The following is a 25,717-nucleotide window of genomic DNA, read 5'->3' as shown; positions in this document are numbered from 1 at the left end:
AGATTTTTAGTTCTTTCTTGGTGTTTAGCTTAACTTAAATTTGTTACCAGAGGTAATCGCCGCAGATATAAAAGCATTCTTGACATTCTCTCCATATATAACGCCGTGTGCAACTTTCTCTCAAACCTAACCCCCCAGCCCCCTTCCCTACGAGGGAAGGGGGAGCCAAACTCCCCTCTCCTCGTAGGAGAGGGGTAGGGGGAGAGGTTCTTTCAAGATTACTGAATTGGTGTTCTAGGCGAATCAGCAAAAGGGCGATGAAAGTTTATTTACGCCGACCTGTACTAGTTGCTTACAACTCGCCAACATAGATTTTCTACATCGGAGATAAAAATAATGATTAAAAGTCTAGAAAAAGTTGCAGATACAACAATCCAGTTTTCGGCTCCAGTCAGAACTAACTCACCGGAACTCCAGCAGTTGTTTGATCATATAGCTCTGGGAGCAAGTGAACGCGACCGCGATCGCATCTTACCTTTTGATGTAGTTGAATTAATCCGGCGTTCTCGGTTGGGTGCATTACGAATCCCCGTTGCTGAAGGTGGCGGTGGTAGCACGGCGCGGGAATTATTTGAGGTGGTGATTAAGTTAGGCGATGCTGACCCGAACGTAGCTCACATTGTGCGGAATCATTTTTCTGTCACAGAGCGAATTTTGCGCTCAGAACGCACCGAAAGAAATCGTCGCTGGCTAAAGGAAGTAGTTGATGGGGCAATTATTGGCCTCGCTTCCACCGAATTAGAAGTTAAACGGGCTGGCGGTGGTCAAGTTGTGAATACAAAATTAACACCCGATGGCGACGGTTATCGTCTGAATGGCACGAAGTATTACAGCACTGGCAGCCTTTATGCAGACTTGATTTTTGTGCGTGTACTAGTACCAGATGGCACTACGGCGTTTATTCTCATCCCGACAAACCGCGATGGAATTGAGCTTATAGATGACTGGGATGGCTTTGGTCAAAGGCTTACAGGCACAGGAACAACTAACTTTACTAATGTCCGTGTTGAGAGAAGTGAAGTATTTTTTGAGACAGACACAGACAAAGACAATTTGCCATACAATATCATCCCGCAATTATTTTTGACGGCAATCAACGCTGGCATTATTCGTAGCGTGCTGCGTGATGCCACAAACCTCGTTCATAAACGTCCTCGGACTTTTTACCATGCTGTATCCGAGCAAGCAGCAGAAGACCCCATCTTACAGCAAACCGTCGGACAAATTGCGGCCAATGCCTTTGCCGCAGAAGCGATCGTTTTAGCCGCCGCCGACGGACTCGATCGCCTGCCTGCGGCTAAAGCCCAAGGTGAAGAAGCAGAGACGGCTGTAGCGTTAGAAACTTCTTTGAATGCAGCCAAAGCCAAATTAATTGTTGATGATTTAGCGTTACGTTCAGCCACCTTACTATTTGAAGTCGGCGGGGCTTCCACAACCAAGAAAAGCTCAAACTTTGACCGTCACTGGCGCAATGCCCGTACTTTATCCTCACATAATCCCAATCACTTTAAGGCGCGTGCGATTGGCGACTATGAGATAAATGGTACACCGTTGCCGCAGAGAGGATTCTTTTAGGGGTGTAGGGGTTTAAGGGTGTAGGGGTGTAGGGGGAAGATTAGATCCCCCCGCCTACGGCGACCCCCTTAAAAAGGGGGTAAAAGAAAGTTATAGCGATTCTCCACTCAGTGAGCTACAAGAGAAAATAATTAACCGCAGATGAACGCGGATGAATTTGTATTCTACCCAAGTGAAAATCGCCATATAGCCCCCCTTAAAAAGGGGGGTTGGGGGGATCTGAACAAGATAGAAATGTTCACCGAAATGTATTGCCCCTACACCCCCACACCCTTTCTTAACAAGACTTTTATTTGTGAAATTTAACTATGAGCGTAATTGATACTACTGCTGTCAGAACGGAGATAAAAGCGATCGCCTCTCCCACAGACTATCCTGATAGTCCATTATCCCAAGCTCTGAAACAGCCTGTATTACTAGGGTTATTCTTACCAATTCATCACGGTGGCTGGAGTTCATCATATTTACCTCGCACTACCGATTGGTCGTTTGACTATAATGCCAAGTTGACCCAAAAGGCTGAGGAATTGGGATTTGACCTCGTTTTTGGTTATTCTACATGGCAACCCAAGGGTGGACAGGGGCCGACTCGCACGGAAGCGGGTTTAGATGCCTTCATTGCAACAGCTTCTCTAGCTGGGATGACTTCGCGGATTCTCTTAATTTCTACTATTCACGTTCTTTATGGGCCTTGGCATCCCATTCATTTAGCTAAATTTGGGGCGACATTAGACCACATTTCCAAAGGTCGGTGGGGAATTAACGTTGTCACCGGACACCGGGCTTATGAGCATGAATTGTTCGGTTGGAGTCAAATCGAACACGATCGCCGCTATGAAATGGCGGATGAGTTTGTCACTGTCTTAAAGAGACTTTGGTCAGAAACCGAGAACTTTTCTTACCAGAGTCAAAAAAGCTCTTGGCAGTTCAAAGATGCTTACATTAGCCCTCGTCCGCTTTATGGTCGTCCTGTTTTAGTTAACGCCACTGGTTCAGATGCGGGTATCGAGTTTGCAGGCCGCCATTCTGATATTGTGTTTATTACCAGTCCGGCTGGCGGAGATATAGACAGTGCTTTGTCATCCTTACCCGCCCATACAGAACGGGTGAAACAATCTGCGATCGCTCAAGGTAGACAAGTCCGCACGCTGCTAAATCCGTTGATTGTTTTGCGAGAAACGGAAAAAGAGGCAGAAGAATATGCCCAAGCCATTGTTGATCAGGCTGATCATGAATCAATTGCGGGACGTTCCCTTGTTAGCAGCGATGCACACGCTTGGAGAGGGCATAAAAAGGGAAATCTGCGTCATAGCGTTGGTAGTGCGATCGGTGGTAATGTGCAACTCATTGGTTCGCCAGAACAAATCACCGAACAACTTGTGCAACTCAATAAAGCTGGTGTTGATGGTTTCCAGATAGCTTTTTACGATTTCGAGCCGGATTTAGATTTATTTGGTAAGCGCGTTCTACCACTATTGAAGCAGGCTGGTCTAAGACTTTAATCAAACCCTACACCCTCACAGCCCTAAACCCTTACACCCTTCTGAAAAGATGCAAGGACAAGAATTACTCCAAAGCTTATTGCAAGCCACTAGTGAAACTTTTTATATGGTTGGGATATCTGCCCTAGTTGCCATAGTTTTAGGCTTGCCGTTAGGTTTATTTTTAGTGATGACAGGCCCCGGTAACTTGCTGGATTTTCCCCAACTGCATAAAGTATTGGGTGCGATCGTGAATACGGGACGGTCATTTCCGTTTATTATTCTGCTTGTCGTTTTAACACCACTCACCCGCTTAATTGTTGGTACTTCCATCGGTAGCACTGCCGCCTTAGTTCCTCTTACCCTCGCTGCCATTCCATTTTTTGGACGCATTGCAGAAACCAGCATTTTAGAGGTTGATAAGGGACTCATTGAAGCCGCCCAAGCAATGGGATGCAATTATTGGCAAATTGTTCTTAAAGTATTGATTCCTGAAGCCTTCCCCTCACTGATATTAGGGATGACAATTTTAATCGTGAGTTTACTTAACTCCTCTGCAATGGCTGGGGCTGTAGGTGGCGGTGGATTAGGTAATTTAGCAATTCAATACGGCTACCAACGTTTTGATGTAGGGGTAATGTTTTCTACCATTGTAGTTTTAATTGCATTGGTGCAAATTATTCAATTCTTAGGTGATTTAATTGCCCAACGTATGCGAAAACGCTAAACAAAAACCGTAAAACCATTTCTTTACAAAACTGCGCCAAACTCTCTCTTATTCTTTTCTTCTCTTCGCGTACTTTGCGCTCTACCCTGCGGGAAGCCGCTACCGCGTCTATGCGGTTCGTTTCTTAATTAAGCGCAACTTCACACAGAATTGGTATAACAATCTCTTCATCAAACCTCCGCGTACCTTTACGTTAAAAATCCCATATTCAGCAGAAATTCCCATCATCATTCTTAATTAAAATTTTTATGAATACACGCAGATTTTTCTTAACAGCTTTAGGTTCCCTAACTGCTTCTTTAGTTTTTGCCAGTTGTAGCCAACCCGCAACCCAAGAATCTAATAATAGTACGCAGACAATTAGCCAAAAAGAGCAAAAAGAAATCATTAAAGTCGGCGTAACCGGTATAGTCTCTCAGGATATCTTGAAATTTGTCAATAATAATCTTGCCGCAGCAGAAGGCTTAGAAATTCAAGTTGTTACCTTTAATGACTGGATACAACCCAACACCGCCTTGAGAGATAAGGTAATTGATGCCAATTTCTTTCAGCACAGACCATTTATGAATAATGCTGTGAAGGAATTGAAAATAAATTTAGTAGCATTAAATACAGTTTATTTAAACACACTTGGTCTTTTCTCAAAAAATCTCAAATCAGTCGGCGAAATTCCGCAAAATGCAACCGTCACCATTGCGAATGATGTCATCAATAACGACCGAGGATTGCGATTATTAGCAGCAAATGGTCTAATTAAGTTAAAAGAAAATGCTCCACAATTTGTGACCCGCAGAGATATTGCTGCTAATCCCAAAAACTTGCGAATCAAAGAAGTCGAAGGTGTACAAGTAGTCCGCGCCATTAATGACGTAGATTTTATTGTATCTTCGGCTCAAACTGTTGCGCTGGCGGGGATAGAACCTAATTCTATGGGTCAGGAAACAGCCAAAGATAAAAAATATGCGCTGGCGTTCGTGACGTTGCAGGGTCGAGAAAATGAAGCCAAGATTCAAAAGTTAAACAAGCTACTAGTTAACCCTAAAGTCAAAGATTTTATCAATCAGGAATATAAGGGTAGGCTTGTACCAGTTTTTTAGCAAAAATGTGTCGTGCCAAGGTTTTATTCTCTGCTTCAGAGATAAAGAAATATTGATTTGGTTTGGGTAGTCTATCGAAAAATGGTATGCTGATTTTTATTAAATACGGTAAATCGGTCGATTTAATGTATTTAAGTCGCTATCATCATCAATAATGGCTGCTTAAACTCCTAAAAATTGACATCAAGGAGTAAATTGTAGTGAACAATTGCCAAGACCCCCGCTTTGCGGATACACAAAAATATTCTGCTGGTAAGATATTAGCGATCGCAGCTTCTTTTTTAGGACTAATCGCTTCTAGTTGCAGCCAACAAACAGCTACTAATGTCTCAGCTAAGTCCGATACAACCTCAAATTCAAATACTGTTGCTACCAAAACAACAGAGAAAAACAATGTCATTCGCTTGGGCTACCAAAAAGGTGGGATTATTCCCCTAGCCCGTCAAAGAGGTGAGTTAGAGCGTCAGTTAACAGCACAAAATATTAAAGTTGAATGGAGTGGCCCATTTGATCGTTGTGCTACGCTATTAAGTTCTCTTAATGGTAATCGAGCCGATATTGGCGGGTGTGGTGATATTCCTACCATCTCTGGAATTGCGGCGGGACAACCTCTTTGTATTGGTTCTGTACAGCGTCCGAGTCCCGATTCTTTGAGCAGTGCGATCGTTGTTCGTGGTGATTCTACTATTCGTAAACCTGCTGATTTAGTCGGTAAAAAAGTTGCAGTGAATCAAGGTGGCGCAGGCGAATATTTACTATTAAAAGTTTTGGAAAAAGAAAAGATTCCTAAAGAGAAAGTCCAGCGAGTTTATCTATCACCAAATGACGCTGCACCTGCGTTATATCAAGGCTCTGTTGATGGTTGGGCTGTGTGGGAACCTTATATTTCTATTGCCGAATTAGAACATAAAGCCAGAAGAATTACTACTACACACCCTGCACCTACCTACGGCATTATGGTTGTGCGTGGTGATGCAGCGAAAGAAAACCCTGTAGCAGTTAAAGCTGCGCTGACTGCTTTAAGTGAAGATGGTGACTGGCTAAATAAAAATACTAATGCCGCATCAGATTTTTTAGTTAAAGAATTAAAACTTTCGGATGCAGTAGCCAAACAAGTAACTCAAAATCGCGGCCCAGAGTCTTACGTATTTCCCAACAGTGAAGATGTTGCCAAACTCCAGAAAACTGCTGATTGGTTATTAGAACAAAAAATTATTCCCCAAAAAGTAGATATTGCTGCATCTGTGTGTCCCTTGGGAACTACTGCTTCTAGGTGAGGTAGGGGGAGAAGAATTTTTGACTCATGATTAATAACTTGGAGTAAAGATATTTATGCCTGTTGAATTTATTGGCATGATTGGTACGCGAAATGCGTCAGAGTTACATAGCCCAACCGTATCAATTACGGGGGGAAGCATAGATTTAAACTATGTGCGTAACTTTGCCAAAGTCCATGAAGATGGGGGCTTTGACAGGGTGCTAGTTGGTTATAGTTCCACAGGGCCAGATGGCTTTAATGTTGTTAGTTATGTGGCGGCTGCAACAGAACGACTCAAGTTTTTACTGGCTCATAGACCGGGTTTTGTGTCTCCTTCTTTAGCCGCACGTAAATTAGCTACATTAGATCACTTTAGCAATGGTCGTGTTGCCGTACATATTATTACTGGTGGTAGTGATGCTGAACAACAGCGTGATGGTGACTGGCTTGACCATGATACTCGCTATCGTCGAACTGATGAATATCTTGATGTTGTGCGACGAGTATGGACAAGCCAAGAACCTTTCGATTATGAAGGCGAGTTTTACCAATTCAAAGGCGCATTTTCGGATGTTAAACCCTTACAGCAACCACATATTCCTATATATTTTGGTGGTGCTTCTGGTGCAGCTGTGGGTGTAGGTGCAAAGCACAGTAATGTTTATGCGTTTTGGGGAGAACCCATAGCTGCAATTAAACAACGCATTGCTGAAGTCAAAGCCGCAGCACCGCCAGGAAAAGATTTACGTTTCAGTATTTCCTTGCGTCCAATTTTAGGCGAAACCGAAGCAAAGGCCTGGGAAAAAGCCCATTATATTCTCTCGCGGATTAATGAAATTCGTGGTCAGGCTCCGGCAGTACCTGAAGCTGTGGGTTCCTTGCGTTTGTTGGACTTTGCCAAAGAAAGGGAAATCCACGATAAGCGTTTATGGACACCAATTGCAGCTGCTACGGGTGCGCGGGGTAATACTACAGCCTTGGTTGGGACTCCAGAACAAGTAGCAGAATCATTATTTGATTACTACAAAGCTGGGGTCACAACACTCTTGATTCGTGGTTTTGACCCAGTGGAAGATGCGATCGCTTATGGTCGAGATGTAATTCCTTTAGTGCGTCAAGAAGTCCAACGACTAGAAAGACAAACAGCAACCGTAGCTTAAATGTCCTTCGGGCGAGGCAGAAGGCAGAGGGCAGGAGGCAGAAGGGAAAATTTTGAATTAAGAATAAAGCCTTTTTGACTCGCCTATTTGGGTTTAAGTCCCCCTCTAATCGGCCTCCTGCCTCCTGCCTTTCAACTCCTGCCTCCATTAAATCAGCTAAATCTATGCCTCAGACAACTGTTCTTGAACCTTTACAAGCAGACCAATGGTTTGTTGATAGCCCTGATTTGCGTGAGTTTGTAGCAACAGCTAAAGACATTATCTCTAGCACGACTCATAACCGCGCCGAAACTCTCAATACTCTAGAACCGTACTTTGCAGCACTGCTAAAAAAAGAGAACTGGCTACCAACAAATTTTGCCCAGCCAAATCCTGACAGTGGTTTAGGCGGGGGAATCGGACAATGGTTACTTTATCGCTCCCAGGATCGCTCTTTAACTATTTTTAGTTTGGTGATTCCTCCCGATGAAATTACACCTGTCCACGATCATTTATCTTGGGGACTAGTCGGACTGTATCAAGGTAAACAAGAAGAAACAGTATATCGTCGCGTAGATAACGGTGAATTAGAAGGATACGCCTATTTGGAAACGGTAGGAACTTATCAAGTGAAAACTGGGGATATTTATCATTTATTACCTCCAGATAACGATATTCACTCTGTCAAAGCTACTAACGTCTTCGCTCCATCAATCTCAATTCATGTTATGGGGAATGATACTGGTAGCATTTGGCGACATCATTATCATCCCCAACAACAGAGTGTGCGGTCTTTTCGCTCTGGATATTCCAATGTACTTTTCAAATAAAACAAGGAAAACCCACACCTAATTGTTTAGCACTGGAAAAAATTATGCCAAATTTCACTAGACCAGAACCACCAGTATTTGAACGGGTGGAAGAAGAACGTCTTTATCGCAAACAACGCCTAGCAGCAGCATTCCGCCTGTTTGGTCGTTTTGGCTTTAGCGAAGGAATAGCCGGACACATTACCGCCCGTGACCCTGAATTTACCGACCATTTTTGGGTGAATCCCTTGGGTAAATACTTTGGTCATATCCGTGTGTCTGACTTGTTGTTAGTTGATAGAGAAGGGGAAGTGGTCAAAGGTAATGCGCCTGTAAATCGCGCCGCCTTTGCGATTCATTCCCAGGTGCATGAAGCACGTCCTGATATAGTTGCAGCCGCTCACGCTCATTCCCTACATGGCAAAGCTTGGTCAAGTTTGGGTCGTTTGCTTGACCCTTTAACTCAAGATGCTTGTGCTTTTTATCAAGACCATACGCTATTTGATGACTACAAAGGTGTAGTTTTAGATACTTCCGAAGGTAAAAGAATTGCTGAATCTTTGGGAGATAAAAAGGCTGTCATCCTGAGAAATCATGGCTTTTTGACCGTGGGACAGACAGTAGACGAGGCTGCTTTTTGGTACATCTCTTTTGAGCGATCGACTCAAGCCCAATTGTTGGCAGAAGCGGCTGGCAAACCCCTACCGATTGATCATGAAACTGCTACTTTCACTCATGGTCAAGTGGGAACCCATACGGGCGGTTGGTTCAGTTTTCAGCCTCTCTATGACCGGATTGTGCGGGAAGAACCGGATTTATTGGAGTAGTTGGTGGATCAGAACTATCCCACATTTTCTTGTAGGATGGGCATCTTGCCTGTCCTCAATTTTGGGCGGGCAAGACTTGTACTGAGCTTGCCGAAGTATGCCCACCCCACAAGACAAAATGGAAATCTTAATATTTTTATTGTCTTTTTATACCTAAAAACTAACGTGTCTACTAATTGGTTGCGGCAGAATTTTATTTTTTCTCTGGGTTGTTTTCTGGCTTTAGGAACAACGGCTTGCTCAGAGGTTAAGTCTACCAGTCCAACAACGATCGCAGCAAATCCCGCCCCTTATGAAGTTGCAGCACCGGATACAACTCAATTACGTGTGGCTAAGTATAAAGGTGGCTGGGATTTGAGTTTAAAGTTAGCTGGACAAGATAGTTTTCCTTACAAAACGCAGTTTACTGAGTTTACTGGCGGTAATTTGATGGTACAAGCCATCAATGCTGGTGCAATTGACTTGGCTTCGGCTAGTGAAATTCCGCCGATTTTTGCGATTGAATCGAAAGCATCGGTCAAAATTATCGCTACCCTCAAAGGGCCGACGACTGGTCAAGTTGTACTTGTACCGAAGAACTCAACCGCCAAAACTATCGCTGATCTCAAAGGTAAAAAAGTCGGTTACGTTAAAGCTACAACTGCCCACTACTTCTTAATTAAGATGTTGGAAAAAGTCGGGCTGACAATGAAGGATATCAATGCAGTTCCTTTATCTATACCCGATGGACTTTCGGCTTTTCGCAAAGGCGAACTAGATGCTTGGGCGACTTATGGTTACTCTATTCCCCAAGCCCAAAAAGAAGGGGCGCGGGTGTTGGAATCGGCAAAAGATATTTTAAGCGGTAATTTTGTGATTATTGCTTCACCAAATGCGATCGCAGATCCACAAAAAAAAGGAGCGATCGCAGATTTCTTATGTCGCTTACAAAAATCCCAAAACTGGCGGGAATCTAACCTCAAGGAATGGTCAAAGACATATTCAACCGCCATTAATGTTGATGAAGGCATAGTTTATCAAGATGCCCAACAAGGTCAAAAACAACGCCGTCAAGAAATCCTACCTATTTCTGACGAAGCCATAGCTTCTCAACAAAAAGTTGCAGATACCTTCTTTCAAGCAGGTGTAATTCCTGCCAAGGTTGAGGTCAAACAACTGTGGGATAACAGTTTTAACGAAGATATCAATAAATGCAAATCAAACTAAGGGTGTAGGGGTGTAGGCGTATAGGGGTATAGGGGAAAAATTGCACCCTGGAACCCTAACACCCCTACACCCTAACCCCCTTACACCCCCAATTCAGGATTAGCTAAATGTCCAAACCACCTGTTTTAGAAGCAGCTACCACAACAGCAAAATTATTACCCAATCTATTTGAACTTGTGGATTCTCTGGCTGCTGATTTTGCTACCCGCGCCGCTATCCATGACAGTGATAGTTCTTTTCCCTTTGAAAACTTTGATGCACTGCACAAAGCTAGATTATTAAGTCTGACTATACCTGTAGAGTTTGGCGGGTTAGCGGTGGGATACACTACAGCCTGTCGGGTAATTGAAAAAATCGCCAGTGGAGATGCTTCTACTGCTTTGGTGCTAACAATGCACTACTTACAACACGCTAACGCCGCCCGACATCGACGTTGGCATCCGGTTGTTTATGAAAGATTGTGTCGAGAGTCTGTGCAAGGTATTGCTTTACTCAATGCTGCCCGTGTGGAACCGGAATTAGGCACACCAGCCAGAGGCGGATTACCAGCCACCATTGCTAAACGGACATCTGATGGTTGGTTAATCACTGGTCATAAACAATACACTACAGGCAGTCCGATTTTGCGTTACTTTGTAGTGTGGGCGCGAACAGAAGATGAGGAATCGCAAATAGGGAGTTTTTTGGTTCCACGAAATCTTCCAGGGATCAAGATTGTGGAAACTTGGGATCACTTGGGTATGCGGGCAACAGGCAGTCACGATTTGATTTTAGAAGATGTCTGCATTCCTTCAGAATATGCCTTAGATGTGCGTCCTTTAAAAGCTTGGTCACAACCCGATCCTTTGATGTTGGCTGCTGGCAGTTTATTGTTGAGTGCTTTGTATCAAGGTGTAGCAACAGCCGCCAGAGATTGGTTAGTGGAATATTTGAATGAGCGATCGCCCACCAATTTAGGCGCAACTCTCGCAACTTTACCCCGCTTTCAAGTAGCTGTTGGTGAAATTGAAGCCTTACTTTATGCTAACCAGCGATTAATTTATAGTCTCGCAGCAGATATTGATAAAGGTGAACTAGACGCGAAGGTAAATTTACAAGCACAAACAGTTAAATATTTAGTCACCAGTAATGCAATTAAAGCGGTAGAAACTGGTTTACAACTAATCGGAAATCCGGGTTTATCTAAAAAAAATCCCCTGGAAAGACATTATCGAGATGTGCTATGTAGTCGGATTCATACGCCACAAAATGATGTGATTTGTTCTTCTTTGGGTAAGTCAGCATTAAAGGTATAAAAATGTGGTTTTCTTGCCGAATTTGCTTGTGTAGATAGGGAGTAGGAACGCAGAAATAGGATATGAATCTTATCTAGCAAAGTACAGATTCTCAAAATTTTATTCATGGTGAAAATATGTTTCACGAAATAGAAAGAGAATTATTAGACGGGGAATTTGGATTAATTAATCAACATTATCCTTTAGCAGAACGGGAAGGATATAAAAGCCACGATATTTGGGAATTACCACCACAAATATCTCCTGATGCTCAATGTTTTCCTCCACCAAAAACAAAGAAAGTGGGATTTTTTAGTAAGCTAAAAAGCCTTTCTTTTACCTGGTTTCATGAACCATAAGCTGTTTGCAAAACTTAATATTAGATAAACTAATTATTAGGGTCACAAAGATTGTGATCGTCAGTACATATTTTTGGTATCAACAGATGTAAGCTGTATCTGCTGAGTAAATTACTACAAAAATTTGTGGTCAATCACTCACAACACGAAATCCTTGGGACTTATCTCACTCTTGGCGTAGTAATTAGTAAATGTCTGCAACTAAACTTTGGTTGTAAGAAAACATTAGGTAATTGATCCATATCTTGGCATCAGACAAACGATTATTTTTCTTCCAGTACGAATCTCGCTTAAACCTCGTTTCATCCTGAAAGACCGATATGACAACAACGACTGACGCTGATTTTGCCGCACGCGAAGCGTTGCGCCTCATCGGCCCCGATCCCGAAAACTGGATACCTGATCATCCAGAGATTGACCACAACGTCACCATAGTGGGTGGTAGTGGCAGTGGTAGTACTTTTGCATTTGCGCTGCGGCGTGCAGGTATTGGCCGCGTGACAATTATTGATGCAGCTGAAAACGAAGCTAAAGCAGGTGTATGGCTGACGCGAGCGCGGATGAAAAAGCTACGCACACCGAAAAATCTCCCAGGGCCAGAACTGGGAATTCCCGAACTGTCGTTTCAGGCTTGGTACGAGGCGCGACACGGAACTGAAGCATACGCCGCAATTGACCGCATACCCAGAGTATTATGGGCGGAGTATCTTAGTTGGTATCGGCATTTCTTAGACATTCCAGTTCGGTATCAGACAAAGTTGGTGCGAGTTGAACCAGCCGCAGGTTTCTTTCGCCTACATCTGGAAGTGAATGGTGTCACCCAAATAGAAACCACACGAAAGATTATCTTTGCTAATGGTGTCGCTGGTACTGGTGGGGCAAACATCCCCTCTGCATTAACATCTCTGCCGCGCAATTTGTATGCACATACCTCAGAAGCAATTGACTTTGAGGCGTTGCGTGGTAAAAAGGTAGCTGTTTTAGGTGCGGCGGCTTCGGCTTTTGATGCGGCTGGTGTGGCACTAGAATCAGGTGCGAAGGAAGTACATTTATTTGCACGCCGATCGCAAATCGCTTCTTTGCCTGTGATTCGTGTGCGGGGTTATCCTGGAGCTTACAGTAACTATTGGCAATTACCTGATGCAGCGCGGTGGTTTCAAGCTTGGCGGTTTAATCAAGTTGGCTCAACACCACCACCGGATGCGATTGAGCGAGTCACAGCCTTTGCTAATTTCCATCTGCATTTATCTGCACCGTGGCAAGAAGCTCAGGCTCAAGGCGATCGCATCGTGGCGCAAGTGAATGATGATGTGTTTGAGTTCGATTTTGCGATCGCAGGGACTGGCTACTTTGTCGATCCCACCAGACGGACAGAACTAGCTGATTTTGCTCATCATATTGTCCTGTGGCGCGATCGCTACGAACCGCCAGCCGACCAGCGCAACGAGCAACTTAGCACCTATCCTTACCTTGGTTCTGCTCATGAATATCTAGAAAAAGTCCCTGGTACGGCTTCTTACCTCAAAGATATTCATGTGTTTAATCCGGCTGGCTTCGTCAGTTTTGGTCTACCCATCGGCGATGTCCCCAGCATCCGGCGGGATGTGCCAGCAATAGTCTCACGCATTAGCCACGATTTATTCTTTGCTGACTGGTCACTACACGAAGCCCGAATTACCAGTGACAATGTTGCACCAGACTTTGAGCCATCACTGTATGCCAATGCCGTGTGGCAACAGCCAGCCAAAGCAGGAGTCGGCTAAATCTGCGTAGTTTTGATCATTTTCCAATAGGTATAACCTATGAGCTTCAATCATCAAGTTCTAGATAAACCGCTTGCTTATGGTTTGCCATCGGTAGAAGCTAATCTCAGCTATCTCATCCCAATGGCAGAAAAGCCTGTCAACTATACTTATGAACCACCTCCAGGGGTTCCCCGCACCAACGGCACTTTCCAGACTTATCAACTACCTATTTATAATGCTCGTGCCATCGCGGAAAACATCTCTTTAGATCAGCAAGGTTTTGCCTTTAATGCCTACAATACCAGCGTCCGCGACTTTTATGATGAAGACGAAATCCGTCAAGTCTATTACCCAGAAGCCGAGCAAATACTCAAAGAACTGACGGGTGCAACTCAAGTGGTGATTTTTGATCACACTTTGCGGAATGCGGCACAATCAAAGCCCGGTGAAAACAATATTAAAGAGCCTGCCAAGCGCGTACACAACGATTTCACTGCCAAATCTGGTTATACCAGGGCTTATAAAGAATTGGGCGCAAGAGGTATACAAGACATTGGTAGTTTATTACAAAAAAGGTTTGCCATTATCAATGTTTGGCGGGGGATTGCTCAAACAATTCAAGAGTCACCGTTGGCAGTGTGTGATGCTCAAAGTATTGCACAAAGCGACCTTGTAGCCGGAGATTTAGTATACCGCGTAGACGCTTTGCGGCTTGTCGCTAGACATCGCATTGGTGAAACCTACGCAGTGACCTATAACCAAGAACACCAATGGTTCTACTTTCCGCAAATGCAAAGAGACGAACTACTGTTTATCAAATGTTTCGATTCTGCGGAAGACGGACGCGCCAGATTTGCGGCTCATACAGCTTTTGAAGATCCTACCAGTCCTTCAGATGCACCACCCAGAGAAAGTATAGAGTTACGGACATTCGTTTTCTATCCCGATTAGTGGTGCAGCAGATTTCATCAGGGTTGTTTTCTACCTTCTGTTATACAAACATTGGAGAATAAACATGGGTTACAAACATATTGAAGTTAAACCTACTTCTGGGTTCACTGGTGCTGAAATTAACGGCGTTGATCTTTCACGTCCTTTGCAAGATGAGGTAATTGCCGAAATTCGCAAAGCATTATTGAAGTGGAAAGTCGTATTCTTTCGCAATCAAAACATAGATCATGCAGCCCAGATTGCCTTCACGGCTCGTTTTGGTGAAGTGACCTACGCGCACCCCCACGAAGACGAGCCAATAGAAGGCTTTTCCCAAATCTTACCAATTGATCGTAGCCGCTTTGAGCGTCGCAATGGTCTACGCCGTACCAGCTACGAAAGCCGTTGGCACACCGATGTGACTGCGGTTGTAAATCCTCCTACGGGTTCAATTTTGCGGGCGGTGAATGTTCCTAGCTTTGGTGGTGACACACAGTGGACTAATCTAGTCGCAGCTTACGAAGGTCTATCAGAACCTATACGGAAGTTAGCTGATGGATTAAAAGCCGAACATCGGTTTAATGCACGTTTGCGAATACCCAGCAACAGCAAATATGCCCAGCGTATTGCCGCTAATCCCCAAGTTTCAATTCACCCAGTAGTGCGCGTTCATCCTGAGACTGGTGAAAAAGCATTGTTTGTGAACCCTGGCTTTACTTCACATATTCTCGATGTCTCACCACAAGAAAGTGAATTATTGCTTGAGTTGTTCTTCAACCAAATCACCAAACCTGCTTATACCACTCGCTTCCGGTGGAACAATGGTGATATTGCCTTCTGGGATAACCGCGCCACCTCACATTTAGCACCCCAAGATTTAGATCATGTAGAAGTGGAGCGCGTACTCTATCGCACCACTATTACAGGTGATATTCCAGTCGGGCCTGATGGCTTTAAATCGCAAATAGTTGAAGGTGAGCCGTTAACCAGTGATTTACCAACTGTTCTGAAGCAAAAATCTGAGAAGGCGTTAGCAGAACCAGCACTCAATTAAGACTATTAGTCTACCAAGCAAACTTTGAATGTTTGGTAAGTTCTTGAAGCAGGGGGAGGGGTTATATTTTCATCTCCCCCTACACCTTTTTCTCAAGTCAGCAATTTTGATGCTGAAGTTTGAAGCCATTCCCACTTAGAATTCAAATTCCCAGCTCATAATCACAAATTACAACTTTTCTATATAAAATTATTTTTGCAAAAATACCTAGGATATTTTCATATTATTCATAGACGCGATAGCGGCTTCCCGCAGGGTAGGACAAGAAGTTAGAAGATTTTGAGAGAGTTCTTGCGTAAGTCCTAAAAAGAAATGGTATGACGCTGTTGCTAACATATCTTACGTACGTACTTACTCTATTGAGTACTAGACAGGAATAATTAACCGCAGATGGACGCAGATTAACGCAGATAAATTTGTACATCTGTAGCCTAAAAAATGTTATGTCAAGCCAAAAGAACAAAAAATTGCTAAATACTAACTGCATACTACGGTAAATCTATCGGAATAACGTATAATATATTTAGTTATGCTTCCAATATCAAAATTTTCTGATTACCTATCAGCAAAATTCCATAGATAGCAAGGGAGTGTGAACATCATTCAACATTCAAACTCTGGAGAATTTTCATGGGCTACAAACATATAGAAGTCAAACAAGTAGCTGGTTTCATCGGTGCAGAAATCAACAACGTAGACCTCAAACGTCCTTTGTCTGATGAGCAAGTTAAAGAGATTCGCAAAGCCTTATTGAAATGGAAAGTATTATTCTTTCGGGGTCAAAATATTGATCATGCGGCTCAAGTCGAGTTTACATCTCGTTTTGGCGAAGTCACCTTTGCTCATCCTTTAGGAGAAGTTGAACCAGTACCAGGATTTCCCCAACTTAAACCTGTAGACCGGAAGCTGTATGAAAGACAGTATGGTTTTCGCAGTGGAGGCCCTTGGCACACAGATGTAACAGCAGCAATTAACCCACCAGCCGCCTCTGTTTTACGTGCAGTTAATGTTCCTAGTTTTGGTGGCGATACCCAATGGAGTAATCTTGTAGCCGCCTATGAAGGACTATCAGCACCTATACGTGCTTTAGCCGATACCTTAAAAGCGGAACATCGCTTCAATGGAGGTGGCTATCAACCTGAAAATGGCAAATTTGCCGAGCGAATTGCTGTTAACCCACTGATTTCCATTCATCCAGTCGTCAGAGTTCATCCTGAAACTGGTGAACGTGCGTTGTTTGTCAACCCTGGCTTCACTTCACATATTGTTGGTGTATCACCACAAGAAAGTAAGTTGTTGCTAGAACTATTTTTCAACCAAATCACCAAGCCAGCTTACACCACTCGCTTCCGTTGGAATAACGGTGATATCGCCTTTTGGGACAATCGCGCCACTGTGCATTTAGCTCCCCAAGATTTGGATCATTTGGATGTTGAACGGTTACTTTATCGGACAACTATTACTGGTGATGTTCCTGTAGGAGTTGATGGTTTCCGTTCAGAAGTAGTTCATGGTGAAGCCTTCAGTGCAGAAGTCCCTAACGTTCTCCAACAAAAAGTCGAGTCCAAAAAAGTAGAAGCAGTACTTTCTTAAAGGTGCTGATACTATCAGCACTCACTTACAAAGGTCGTCTATCCAAATCCCCTAATTTTAATTATGGGGATTTCCTTATTGCCTGTTACCCGTTCCCTGTTCCCTCTTCACTGTTACATCTATAGGACTCAAAGTTGAGTCAAAAGTTATGAAAAAAGTCCAAATTGGTAATTATGGAATATCCAGACGAGACTTACTTTATGCTGTTTATGGGTTAGTTTCGTTTACGACTTTAGTTAGTTGTGGCAAAAATAATGCTAGTACAGGTAGTAGTAATGTCAGCACAACTAACGCTAAAAGCACTAGTAATAAAGTTGTGCGGATTGGCTATCAAGTTTCAGGAGATTTGACTCATGAAAAAGGTGCGATCGAAAAACGTCTAAATCCGCAAGGAATTAATGTTACTTGGTCTCAGTTTGTCTCTGGGCCACCACTATTAGAAGCTTTAAATGTAGGTAGTATTGACTTGGGGCCAACAGGTGAAACACCACCAATTTTTGCTCAAGCTGCTGGCACAAATTTGATTTATTTAGTTAACACTCCACCAGGAACAGGAGAAGGTTCGGCAATTGTTGTATTAAAAGATTCGCCTATTCAAACATTGGCAGATATTAAAGGTAAAAAAATTGCTTATTCCAGAGGTACAGCTCAGACCTATTTTGTGGTGAAAGCATTAGAAAAAGCCGGACTAAAAATTAGTGATGTTGAATCTGTAAACTTACCAATTGCAGATGGACGTGCAGCATTTCTGAATAAGACAGTAGATGCTTTTGTAGAAGGCGATCCGAATTTGATTAAGCTTCAAAGAGAAGGTAGCATTCGGATTTTACGAAATGCACAAGGAATTAATACACCAGGAAGTTATTACTTAGCATCTAGAGATTTTGCTACTAATAACGCTGATTTGCTCAAAGCGATTTTAGAAGAATATTATCAAGTAGGTCAGTGGGCGAATAAAAATAGACGTGCAGCCGCCGAAATTCTGGCTCCCAAGGTTAAGACTGATGTAGATACTATGGAGTTAGCACTGACCAGAAGAAAGTTTGATATGCGACCAATTACAGAAGAAGTAATCAATGCTCAACAAAAGATTGCTGACCTTTTATATCAACTGAAAGTTGTACCGAAACAAGTCAATATTCAAGAAGCCACATTAACTGCTCAAGAATATGCAGCAATTACACCTGATGCGGTGAGAAATAGAGCTTAATTTTAAATATTCTAAAATTTTGATCTGTTTTTTGATCAAGATGCAATTTATCAGTAAGAAGAAAAATCAGGGGATTAAGTAAGGAAGGGTGTAGGGGTTCAGGTGTTCAAAACCCTTACACCAATTTAATGTGAAGTTGCACATATCCTGATCCCCCTAAATCCCCCTTAAAAAGGGGGACTTGAAGAATTTCCCCCCTTAAAAAGGGGGGCTAGGGGGATCGAATTCTATGCAGCTTTATAAAAAATTGGTATTACACCCATTCTTTACAGTCAAGTCATCTTTACAGAAGCTACAAAGCTAATTCAAATTTTTCCAAGACAAGCTTTTTTTTCGCCAGCTATCCAATGTCTGACTCCTGGTAATTGTGCATAAAACCAACACGCACCCAAGACATACAAACTACCACAAATAATCAAGGCCTCAGTCGCCCCAAAATTCTGGGCTAATGTTCCAGCCAGGAGATTGCCAAAGGGCATTGTACCTACCATTGCTAAGGCATAAAAACTCATTACTCTTCCACGTTTATCTTCAGCGACTAGGGTTTGGATAATCATGTTACTGCTGGTAATGCTGAGAATAGAAAAACAACCAACCAACACCAGAATAATGATAGATAAACTAACTTGACGCGAGAGTGAGAAGGATATCAGACTCATCCCAATCAATACTTGAGATGTAACAATTACACGCTCTAATCCGATGATGCCTCGTCTGATGCTCAAAAACAAGCAAGCAAAGAAAGAACCAATGGGGGCTGAAGTGCTGAGGTGAGCCATTGTCGTTGCATCTCCATTGAGAATCTTGGCAGCAAATATAGGCATGAGTGCGACATGAGACATCCCGACTAAACCATGTAAGGCCAGCATCAATAAAATGGCTCTGATGGGCTGAAACTGAGAAACATATTCAAAGCCTTCTCGTAACTTTCCAAAAGTATCGCGGAAGCTAGTGAGGCTCTGCATTGGTCTGGCTTTTAATTCCATTGCTAACAGAGTAAAGATAGCAGGAATATAGCTGAGGGTATCGTAGAGAAAACAGTATTTCACTCCGAGGGTTGCAATCAAAATCCCGCCCATTGCTGGCCCTAATACGAGGGAAGAACTTAACATGACTGAATTGAGAGCGATCGCATTACTCCAATCAGCTTTATCATCTACGGTTTCAGTCACAATAGTGTGACGCACCGGCATATCTAACCCCTTGAGCAAACCATTAAGTACACTCAAGACCAAGAGGATGGGAAAGGTAATCAAATTCGCAAAGGTCAGAATTGTTAAGGCTAAAGAGACACTAATTCCCGATATCTGCACTATCATTAACAAGTCACGACGACTCCAGCGATCGGATAATACCCCCGAAAAAGGAATCAGTAATAACGTCGGTAGAAATTGTACAAAACCAGCTACTCCCAACAACCAAGCTGATTTAGTCAAATCATAGACAAGCCAAGGAATAGTTAACTGCTGGGTCATAAATGTCCCAGACATAGATAGTAACTGTCCCCCAAAAAACAACCGAAAATTCCGCCAACGGAAGGCAGGTAAATAATGGTAAATCGCCTGACTGATGCGATCGCCTAGTTGTCTATGCCAAACTTTCATAGGGGAAGCTTTAATATGTTCTACTAACTATTAGATTAGCTAACAGTCATTATATGATAATCGCTAATCTGCTTGAGTCAACAGGCGATCGGATGATTTAGCTTTTACTTTTTTTTCACAATTGACGAATTTTAAGCTTTTAAAACTTATGTACTAGGATTATCTGTGAAGAAGGGGTGTAGGGGTTTTAGATACATACACCCATATAGGGAAGTTAAAAGGCAAAAGTAAAAAGTCAAAGATTGTCTGACTTTTTACTTTTCAACCACGCATTTCCATTAAATTACCGGAAGTATAACGCCGCAGACCTAGATAAAATGCACCTGCACCCACGCACAATACAGCAATGGCTCCTGCTAAAGCTAGTAATGTATGCGTTAAAGATAAAGTTCTGAGTGCTTCGATAGGTAAATAAGTGACAAATCCCGCCGGAATTAAAGTGTATAACAGTAACTTCACCCAGCCTTCAAACAAAGTTGCTGGATAAGTGCAGAAGGTCAGCATTGCATTTCGCCACTGCTGTGTTAATCCTTCAGAATTGCCAATGTAAAAGCTTAAACTGCCTACCAACACATTAAAACCGATGTATACCCCAGCAGATGAAACTGTTAATCCTGTGAACATAGCCAAATGTAGGATATCTGGTTTGATAAAAAACAAGTACACGCCATAGCCAAATAACAAATCACCCCAAGCTGTAGCACTCATCTGTCCCAACAATAAGTGAGATAAGAGAGTACGTGGATAGAGCATCCACACATCTAACTGTCCCCGGACAATTAAACTACTAACTCGTAAAGCATTCCCACAGATAGAATGCGCTAAACCAAAACCAGTGGCGGCTAAAGCCCACAAAGTAATTACATCTTGCACATTCCATCCGCGCAATACAGGAAAGCGTTGAAAAAATAAGACCCAAAATGTTACCCAAACTAAGTTATTTAACACCATTGCTACGATTTGGGTAATAAATGCACCACGGTATTCTAAATGGGCTTTGAAGTTCAGCCGCACATAAGCCGCAGCTAATTGCAAGTATGAAACTATACGCCTAAACATGATGATTAATTATCCTCCATTGGCATGGATGCGTTTAACGGCTGTGCTGTAAACGAAAGTTACTAATAAACTGAGTACACCTATAGCTAATGTTTGGCGAATGAGTAATTGTCCGGCAAAGCTTAAGTCTGGTTGGACAAACAAACGCGCCGGGCCATAGATAATGCTGGCAAAAGGTAGATTTCTTAAAATTACTTGCCATTGTTCGGGGAATAAATCTAAAGGGATGAGCATTCCGCCTAAAATCATGTTGATGCGGGAATAAATCAGCAACAAACCTGTGGTGTTTTCTAACCAAAAAGCTCCCAAACCTACCAAAAATGTTGCTAAAAAATCGAGGACAAAGGCTAACGGTAGGGATAATAAAAATAACAAAATACCTAACAAATTTAAGGGAATCAAGCCAACGAATAGTAAAGCTAATGCGATGGAGACAGAGAGATTTAGCCCAAAGCGAACTGTACGCTCTCCTAAACTCGTCCACAAACGATACAAAGGGTAAGATAAAGGACGAATTAATTGCACTGCTAAAGCACCTGTGCGGACATCTTCGTCTACTTCTTGGGCTATTGTGGGGGCAGAAAGCACAATTGATTCGGTTATACCCAAATACCACAGCATCTGCGTTAAGGTGAAGTCTCCTAACTGTTGAGCGTTAGTCTCTGCATAAGTCACACGCCACAATTGCAGAAAGATATAGAGAATGACAAACAAAAAAACAGCCCTTGAAGCTACTTCTGTGATGTAAGCCAGGTTAGAACGGGCTGAAGTCCAAGCTATCCAGATATATTTGGTGATTTTATTCATCTTGTTTGCGTTTTGGGGCTGGGGGCGGTTTGGGAGTAAATGTGAGCAATCACTTCTTCTAGTGGTGGATCTTCAATGGCAATATCCGCCACGGAACCTGCTTGTAGAATGTGACTCATCACCGCTTCAATGGGGGTAATGCGAGTATTAACTTCTAATTTGAGGGCGTATTCGGTTTTTTTGAGTTCAGTAACACCAGGAAGGATAATTTGCGGGGCTGCGTCATGAAATCTCACACTGAGGATTTTTGAGCCGAGGTAGTCTCGACGCATAGCGGAAATTTTGTCATCCAGGACGACTTTACCGTGGTTAATAACTACGACTCGTTGGGCGACTCGTTCAATGTCGCCTGCATCATGGCTGGTGAGAAATACAGTGATACCTTCAGTGCGATTCCATTCACGGATGAGGTCGCGTAATTCTTGACGGGCGATGACATCTAGACCAATAGTCGGCTCATCCAGAAATAATAATCTTGGTTTGTGGAGTAAACTGGCTGCTACTTCGGCTCGCATTCTTTGTCCCAATGATAGTTTACGCACTGGGGTATGCCAAAAGGGTTTGAGGTCAAAACGCTCTACTAGGACATCACGGCGTTTGATATATTCTTTGTGGTCTAGGTTATAGATACGTGCTAATAATTCTAAGGTGTCGCGGGGCGGTAAGTGATACCAAAGTTGCGATCGCTGTCCAAATACTACCCCAATCTGATAAGCCAATTCCCGCCGCTTTTTCCAAGGATTCAACCCCAACAAAGTAGCTTGCCCAGATGTGGGATATAAAATCCCCGTAAGCATTTTAATGGTTGTAGACTTGCCTGCACCATTTGGCCCAATAAATGCGATCGCTTGACCATCGGGAACACTCAGCGTAATGTCATCCACCGCCACAATCTCAGTCTGTCTGCGGTTTCTAGCCCAACCTTGCGTTAAGGTAAAGGTCTTGCGTAAATTTTCCAGTTCTACGGCTGTCATTACCGATGAACTCCTCAAAAACATATTACATATATACTACAAAACTTTTCACATTTCACTAAACCTTTGAGCAATTCCTTATGCTCAGGAGAAATAAATCTATTTTTCCTCCTGCCTTCTTCATGCCTCAGCACTACAGCAGCTATCACTGGAATTTATAGATTTGAACAAAAATAGTATTTGTTTTTCAAAATTAACTTATCTACAGTAAATATCAACTAAAGAACTCAAAACGTAAAACCAAAACTCAGCATTTACCAAAAGAGGTAGCATGAAGAAATCAATTTTTAAGACGCTAACTAACTGCTTAATAACTGTATTGCTTGTAGTATTAGTGGCAGGATTTTCGCTATTTGACCAACACAGTGCTAAGGCTCAATCATTAACACCACCTGTAACAACAGAAGCTACAACAGAAGCTACACCTGCACCTGTAAAAACTGTTGCAGAAAATGTGAGACATTTGCTGACAACGAATGAATGTGTTGGTTGTAACCTGATAGGAGCATCACTAAAAGATACTAATCTGCAAAATGCGAATTTAGAAAATGCAAATTTACAAGGTGTTGATTTAGAAAGAGCTAATTTACAAGGAACTAATCTCAAAGGTGCTAATCTTCAAGGTGCAGATTTAGGTAAGGCAAGCATTATAGGCGCAAATTTAGATAATGCTAACTTATTTGATGCCGATTTGGAGAAGGCTAATCTGACAGGTACAAGTATTGTCGGTGCAAACTTTCAAGGTGCTGATTTAGAAAAAGCCATTACGCCACCAGGCTTAACAAACTACTAACAATACTTAGCTTGAGTATCAGTGAATATTTGCTTTTTGAACCCTATTGTCACACTTGATAGTAGGGTTTTTGTCAATTTCTTGTTAGGAATTATTGATATATATGTTTACTTCTACTTAAAGATATATTGACAAAATTTACTTGTATTTAATTTGTTAGCAATGGTATATGTTAGATACAATACGGTAAACCTATTAATAAGCCGTAGTTAATTAATAAAGGGATAACGGCAGTGGGCATAGTAGTTGAGAATGTATCCAAGCATTTCGGAAGTTTTAAAGCAGTTGATCAAGTTGATTTAACAGTTAGGAGTGGGTCTTTAGTGGCATTACTGGGGCCATCTGGTTCTGGTAAATCTACTTTACTGAGACTAATTGCCGGGTTAGAAATGCCCGATAGCGGTAAAATCATCCTCACGGGGAAAGATGCTACATATAAAAATGTCCAAGAGCGAAATATTGGGTTTGTATTTCAGCAGTATGCTTTGTTCAAGCACATGACTGTGCGACAAAATATTGCTTTTGGTTTAGAAATTCGCAAAGTTCAAGATAAAAAAATCAAGGGACGAGTTGAACAGTTATTAGAGTTAGTGCAATTAAAGGAATTAGGCGATCGCTATCCTTCACAATTATCAGGTGGTCAAAGGCAACGGGTAGCATTAGCAAGAGCCTTGGCTGTAGAACCAGAAATATTATTATTGGATGAACCTTTTGGTGCGCTTGATGCGAAAGTGCGGAAAGATTTAAGAATCTGGTTACGTCATCTTCATGATGAGGTGAATGTCACCACTGTATTTGTTACTCACGATCAAGAAGAGGCGATGGAAGTATCTGATGAAGTCGTAGTGATGAATAAAGGACGTGTAGAACAAGTAGGTTCACCCGCAGATATTTACGACAATCCCGCTTCCGCATTTGTGATGAGTTTTATCGGCCCGGTGAATGTCTTACCCAACACCGCCAGAATTTTCCAAAGCACCGGATTTAATGCAGCACACCCAAAAGTCTTTTTGCGTCCCCAAGATGTGATTATCGAAAAGTACGCTCAAGACGCAACAGCATCAGCTAAAGTCAGCCGTCTGATTCATCTAGGTTGGGAAATTCAGGTGGAATTAACTATAGACGATGGTCAAGTTGTGACAGCACATCTAACACGCGATCGCTTCAACGAATTGCAGTTAGAGCCACAACAACAGGTTTACGTCAAACCAAAAGATGCTAAATCTTTTCCCGCTTATTACTCCGTCTAATAGTGAAAATCGATATTTAAGTTGAGGGAATAGGAGTTAAAAAATTCCTAATTCCCATTTTTTTATTGCCTTGACTACAAAAATTTTTACCTAACTTGTCAATATTTCATTAGACATATATATATAGAAAAAATTGTTATTAAAAACAACATAATTAACATTCTAAAGTCAGAGGTCACTTACTAAATTTTCAAGACAAAATTAAATTAAGTTTCGTAGCAAATAACTTGTCTAGTAATAGATAGGTTTATTAATGTCTTTGTGCTTTTTAAGCAGGGGACAATTTGCTTTACTTTGTTGGCTCACACATATAAATCTATCATGAAAAGCATAATTTTTAGTGGTTTAACTTTATTGTTGATATCTACTACTCTCAGTCCTGCTTATAGCAGAGAAGCGATAGTAGATAATTCCAAAGCTTTAGGTGGTATTTCAGAAGTCACTACTGCAATCGACCCTTTTGAAATTGCTGGTTTGGCTTATCAAGGACAGTTGAGAAATCAAGGAATTCCTGGTTATGCTAGTTTGCTTCAAGCTTATCAAACTAGACAAATTAGTGCTAAAGATGTTGTTCGTAGCGCAGTTTTAGCTAACAAATTACCATCACAAGTTTTAAATGACCAAGCATACATTAACTCTGTCAAAAATTCTCTAGATAGTTTTGTTAGGAATAACCTCGTTAACTAATTTGAGTTTGGTAGATCAGGACTTATTTATTGACTAAATTTAAGTCCTGATATTTTTAATCGGTTTATCGTAATTATCGGCGATTTAAAAAAGGTTGAAAAATGAATTTTATAATGATGTTGATGAATCATTATACCAAGTCTAAATGAGCGTGCATAGAACTGTAGAATAAAGAACATGGAAGAAAAAGACTCATGAGGAAGCAATGGCACGCCCTTTCAATCTAGAAGTTCAAGAAAGTGCTGAGTATTTGTCAAAA

General features: G+C 42.1%; 23 protein-coding genes. 19 read left to right on the top strand and 4 right to left on the bottom strand.

Annotation, left to right across the window (positions count from 1 at the left end):
• Positions 1-336: 336 nt before the first annotated feature.
• From H6G75_RS13100 to H6G75_RS13025, 16 genes are all read left to right on the top strand, one after another.
• Positions 337-1,575: an acyl-CoA dehydrogenase family protein gene (locus tag H6G75_RS13100; RefSeq protein ID WP_190980498.1), complete on the top strand. Its 1,239-nt coding sequence runs from the start codon at positions 337-339 to the stop codon at positions 1,573-1,575.
• A gap of 308 nt (positions 1,576-1,883) precedes the next feature.
• Positions 1,884-3,077 carry an LLM class flavin-dependent oxidoreductase gene (locus tag H6G75_RS13095; RefSeq protein ID WP_190980497.1) on the top strand — a complete coding sequence of 398 codons (1,194 nt, stop codon included), beginning with the start codon at positions 1,884-1,886 and terminating at the stop codon, positions 3,075-3,077.
• A gap of 49 nt (positions 3,078-3,126) precedes the next feature.
• A complete protein-coding gene (locus H6G75_RS13090; RefSeq protein ID WP_190980496.1) occupies positions 3,127-3,783 on the top strand; it encodes a methionine ABC transporter permease in 657 nt (218 codons plus the stop codon).
• Positions 3,784-4,031: 248 nt separating this feature from the next.
• The gene (locus H6G75_RS13085) at positions 4,032-4,880 is read left to right on the top strand and encodes a MetQ/NlpA family ABC transporter substrate-binding protein (protein WP_190980495.1); all 849 of its coding nucleotides are present in this window, start codon (positions 4,032-4,034) and stop codon (positions 4,878-4,880) included.
• Positions 4,881-5,080: 200 nt separating this feature from the next.
• Positions 5,081-6,157 carry an aliphatic sulfonate ABC transporter substrate-binding protein gene (locus H6G75_RS13080; protein ID WP_190980494.1) on the top strand — a complete coding sequence of 359 codons (1,077 nt, stop codon included), beginning with the start codon at positions 5,081-5,083 and terminating at the stop codon, positions 6,155-6,157.
• Between the two features lie 55 nt (positions 6,158-6,212).
• Positions 6,213-7,298: an LLM class flavin-dependent oxidoreductase gene (locus tag H6G75_RS13075; protein ID WP_190980493.1), complete on the top strand. Its 1,086-nt coding sequence runs from the start codon at positions 6,213-6,215 to the stop codon at positions 7,296-7,298.
• Between the two features lie 164 nt (positions 7,299-7,462).
• Positions 7,463-8,107 (top strand): hypothetical protein, encoded by a 645-nt coding sequence (locus tag H6G75_RS13070; protein ID WP_190980492.1) that lies wholly within the window; start codon positions 7,463-7,465, stop codon positions 8,105-8,107.
• Between the two features lie 44 nt (positions 8,108-8,151).
• Positions 8,152-8,913 carry a class II aldolase/adducin family protein gene (locus H6G75_RS13065; RefSeq protein ID WP_190980491.1) on the top strand — a complete coding sequence of 254 codons (762 nt, stop codon included), beginning with the start codon at positions 8,152-8,154 and terminating at the stop codon, positions 8,911-8,913.
• 165 nt (positions 8,914-9,078) lie between these two features.
• Entirely contained in the window at positions 9,079-10,119 is a 1,041-nt protein-coding gene (locus H6G75_RS13060; protein WP_313934839.1) for an ABC transporter substrate-binding protein, read from the top strand.
• A 107-nt stretch (positions 10,120-10,226) separates the two neighbouring features.
• Entirely contained in the window at positions 10,227-11,414 is a 1,188-nt protein-coding gene (locus tag H6G75_RS13055) for an acyl-CoA dehydrogenase family protein (RefSeq protein WP_190980490.1), read from the top strand.
• Between the two features lie 116 nt (positions 11,415-11,530).
• Positions 11,531-11,752: a hypothetical protein gene (locus H6G75_RS13050; protein ID WP_190980489.1), complete on the top strand. Its 222-nt coding sequence runs from the start codon at positions 11,531-11,533 to the stop codon at positions 11,750-11,752.
• 320 nt (positions 11,753-12,072) lie between these two features.
• Positions 12,073-13,515, top strand: coding sequence for an NAD(P)-binding domain-containing protein (locus tag H6G75_RS13045; RefSeq protein ID WP_190980488.1), 1,443 nt, complete (start codon positions 12,073-12,075; stop codon positions 13,513-13,515).
• Positions 13,516-13,554: 39 nt separating this feature from the next.
• Positions 13,555-14,448, top strand: coding sequence for a CmcJ/NvfI family oxidoreductase (locus H6G75_RS13040; RefSeq protein ID WP_190980487.1), 894 nt, complete (start codon positions 13,555-13,557; stop codon positions 14,446-14,448).
• A 64-nt stretch (positions 14,449-14,512) separates the two neighbouring features.
• The gene (locus H6G75_RS13035; RefSeq protein ID WP_190980486.1) at positions 14,513-15,481 is read left to right on the top strand and encodes a TauD/TfdA family dioxygenase; all 969 of its coding nucleotides are present in this window, start codon (positions 14,513-14,515) and stop codon (positions 15,479-15,481) included.
• A gap of 630 nt (positions 15,482-16,111) precedes the next feature.
• Positions 16,112-17,074, top strand: coding sequence for a TauD/TfdA family dioxygenase (locus H6G75_RS13030; RefSeq protein ID WP_190980485.1), 963 nt, complete (start codon positions 16,112-16,114; stop codon positions 17,072-17,074).
• Positions 17,075-17,222: 148 nt separating this feature from the next.
• Positions 17,223-18,284 carry an aliphatic sulfonate ABC transporter substrate-binding protein gene (locus H6G75_RS13025; protein ID WP_190980484.1) on the top strand — a complete coding sequence of 354 codons (1,062 nt, stop codon included), beginning with the start codon at positions 17,223-17,225 and terminating at the stop codon, positions 18,282-18,284.
• 305 nt (positions 18,285-18,589) lie between these two features.
• On the opposite strand, the gene H6G75_RS13020 is transcribed toward H6G75_RS13025, so the two are convergent.
• The 4 genes from H6G75_RS13020 to H6G75_RS13005 all read right to left on the bottom strand — a co-directional run bounded on the left by H6G75_RS13020 (position 18,590) and on the right by H6G75_RS13005 (position 22,728).
• Positions 18,590-19,888: an MFS transporter gene (locus H6G75_RS13020; RefSeq protein WP_190980483.1), complete on the bottom strand. Its 1,299-nt coding sequence runs from the start codon at positions 19,886-19,888 to the stop codon at positions 18,590-18,592.
• Positions 19,889-20,149: 261 nt separating this feature from the next.
• Positions 20,150-20,947 carry an ABC transporter permease gene (locus tag H6G75_RS13015; protein WP_190980482.1) on the bottom strand — a complete coding sequence of 266 codons (798 nt, stop codon included), beginning with the start codon at positions 20,945-20,947 and terminating at the stop codon, positions 20,150-20,152.
• Positions 20,948-20,956: 9 nt separating this feature from the next.
• Positions 20,957-21,754, bottom strand: a complete 798-nt coding sequence (locus H6G75_RS13010) for an ABC-2 family transporter protein (RefSeq protein WP_190980481.1) — start codon at positions 21,752-21,754, stop codon at positions 20,957-20,959.
• Positions 21,751-22,728 (bottom strand): ATP-binding cassette domain-containing protein, encoded by a 978-nt coding sequence (locus H6G75_RS13005; RefSeq protein WP_190980480.1) that lies wholly within the window; start codon positions 22,726-22,728, stop codon positions 21,751-21,753. The genes H6G75_RS13010 and H6G75_RS13005 overlap by 4 nt, the downstream gene beginning before the upstream one ends.
• 271 nt (positions 22,729-22,999) lie before the next feature.
• Here H6G75_RS13005 and H6G75_RS13000 point away from each other — a divergent pair, with 271 nt between their 5' ends.
• The 3 genes from H6G75_RS13000 to H6G75_RS12990 all read left to right on the top strand — a co-directional run bounded on the left by H6G75_RS13000 (position 23,000) and on the right by H6G75_RS12990 (position 25,458).
• Positions 23,000-23,521: a pentapeptide repeat-containing protein gene (locus tag H6G75_RS13000; RefSeq protein ID WP_190980479.1), complete on the top strand. Its 522-nt coding sequence runs from the start codon at positions 23,000-23,002 to the stop codon at positions 23,519-23,521.
• A 233-nt stretch (positions 23,522-23,754) separates the two neighbouring features.
• Entirely contained in the window at positions 23,755-24,771 is a 1,017-nt protein-coding gene (locus H6G75_RS12995) for a TOBE-like domain-containing protein (protein WP_190980478.1), read from the top strand.
• Between the two features lie 321 nt (positions 24,772-25,092).
• On the top strand, positions 25,093-25,458 hold the full coding sequence (locus H6G75_RS12990; RefSeq protein WP_190980477.1) for a hypothetical protein: 366 nt from the start codon (positions 25,093-25,095) through the stop codon (positions 25,456-25,458).
• Positions 25,459-25,717 lie beyond the last annotated feature (259 nt).

Origin of the sequence: Nostoc sp. FACHB-280 (assembly GCF_014697615.1) — a bacterium.
Taxonomy (GTDB): domain Bacteria; phylum Cyanobacteriota; class Cyanobacteriia; order Cyanobacteriales; family Nostocaceae; genus Nostoc_B.
The sequence above is the reverse complement of the archived record's forward strand: the minus strand, read 5'-3'. Positions and strand labels throughout refer to the sequence as shown.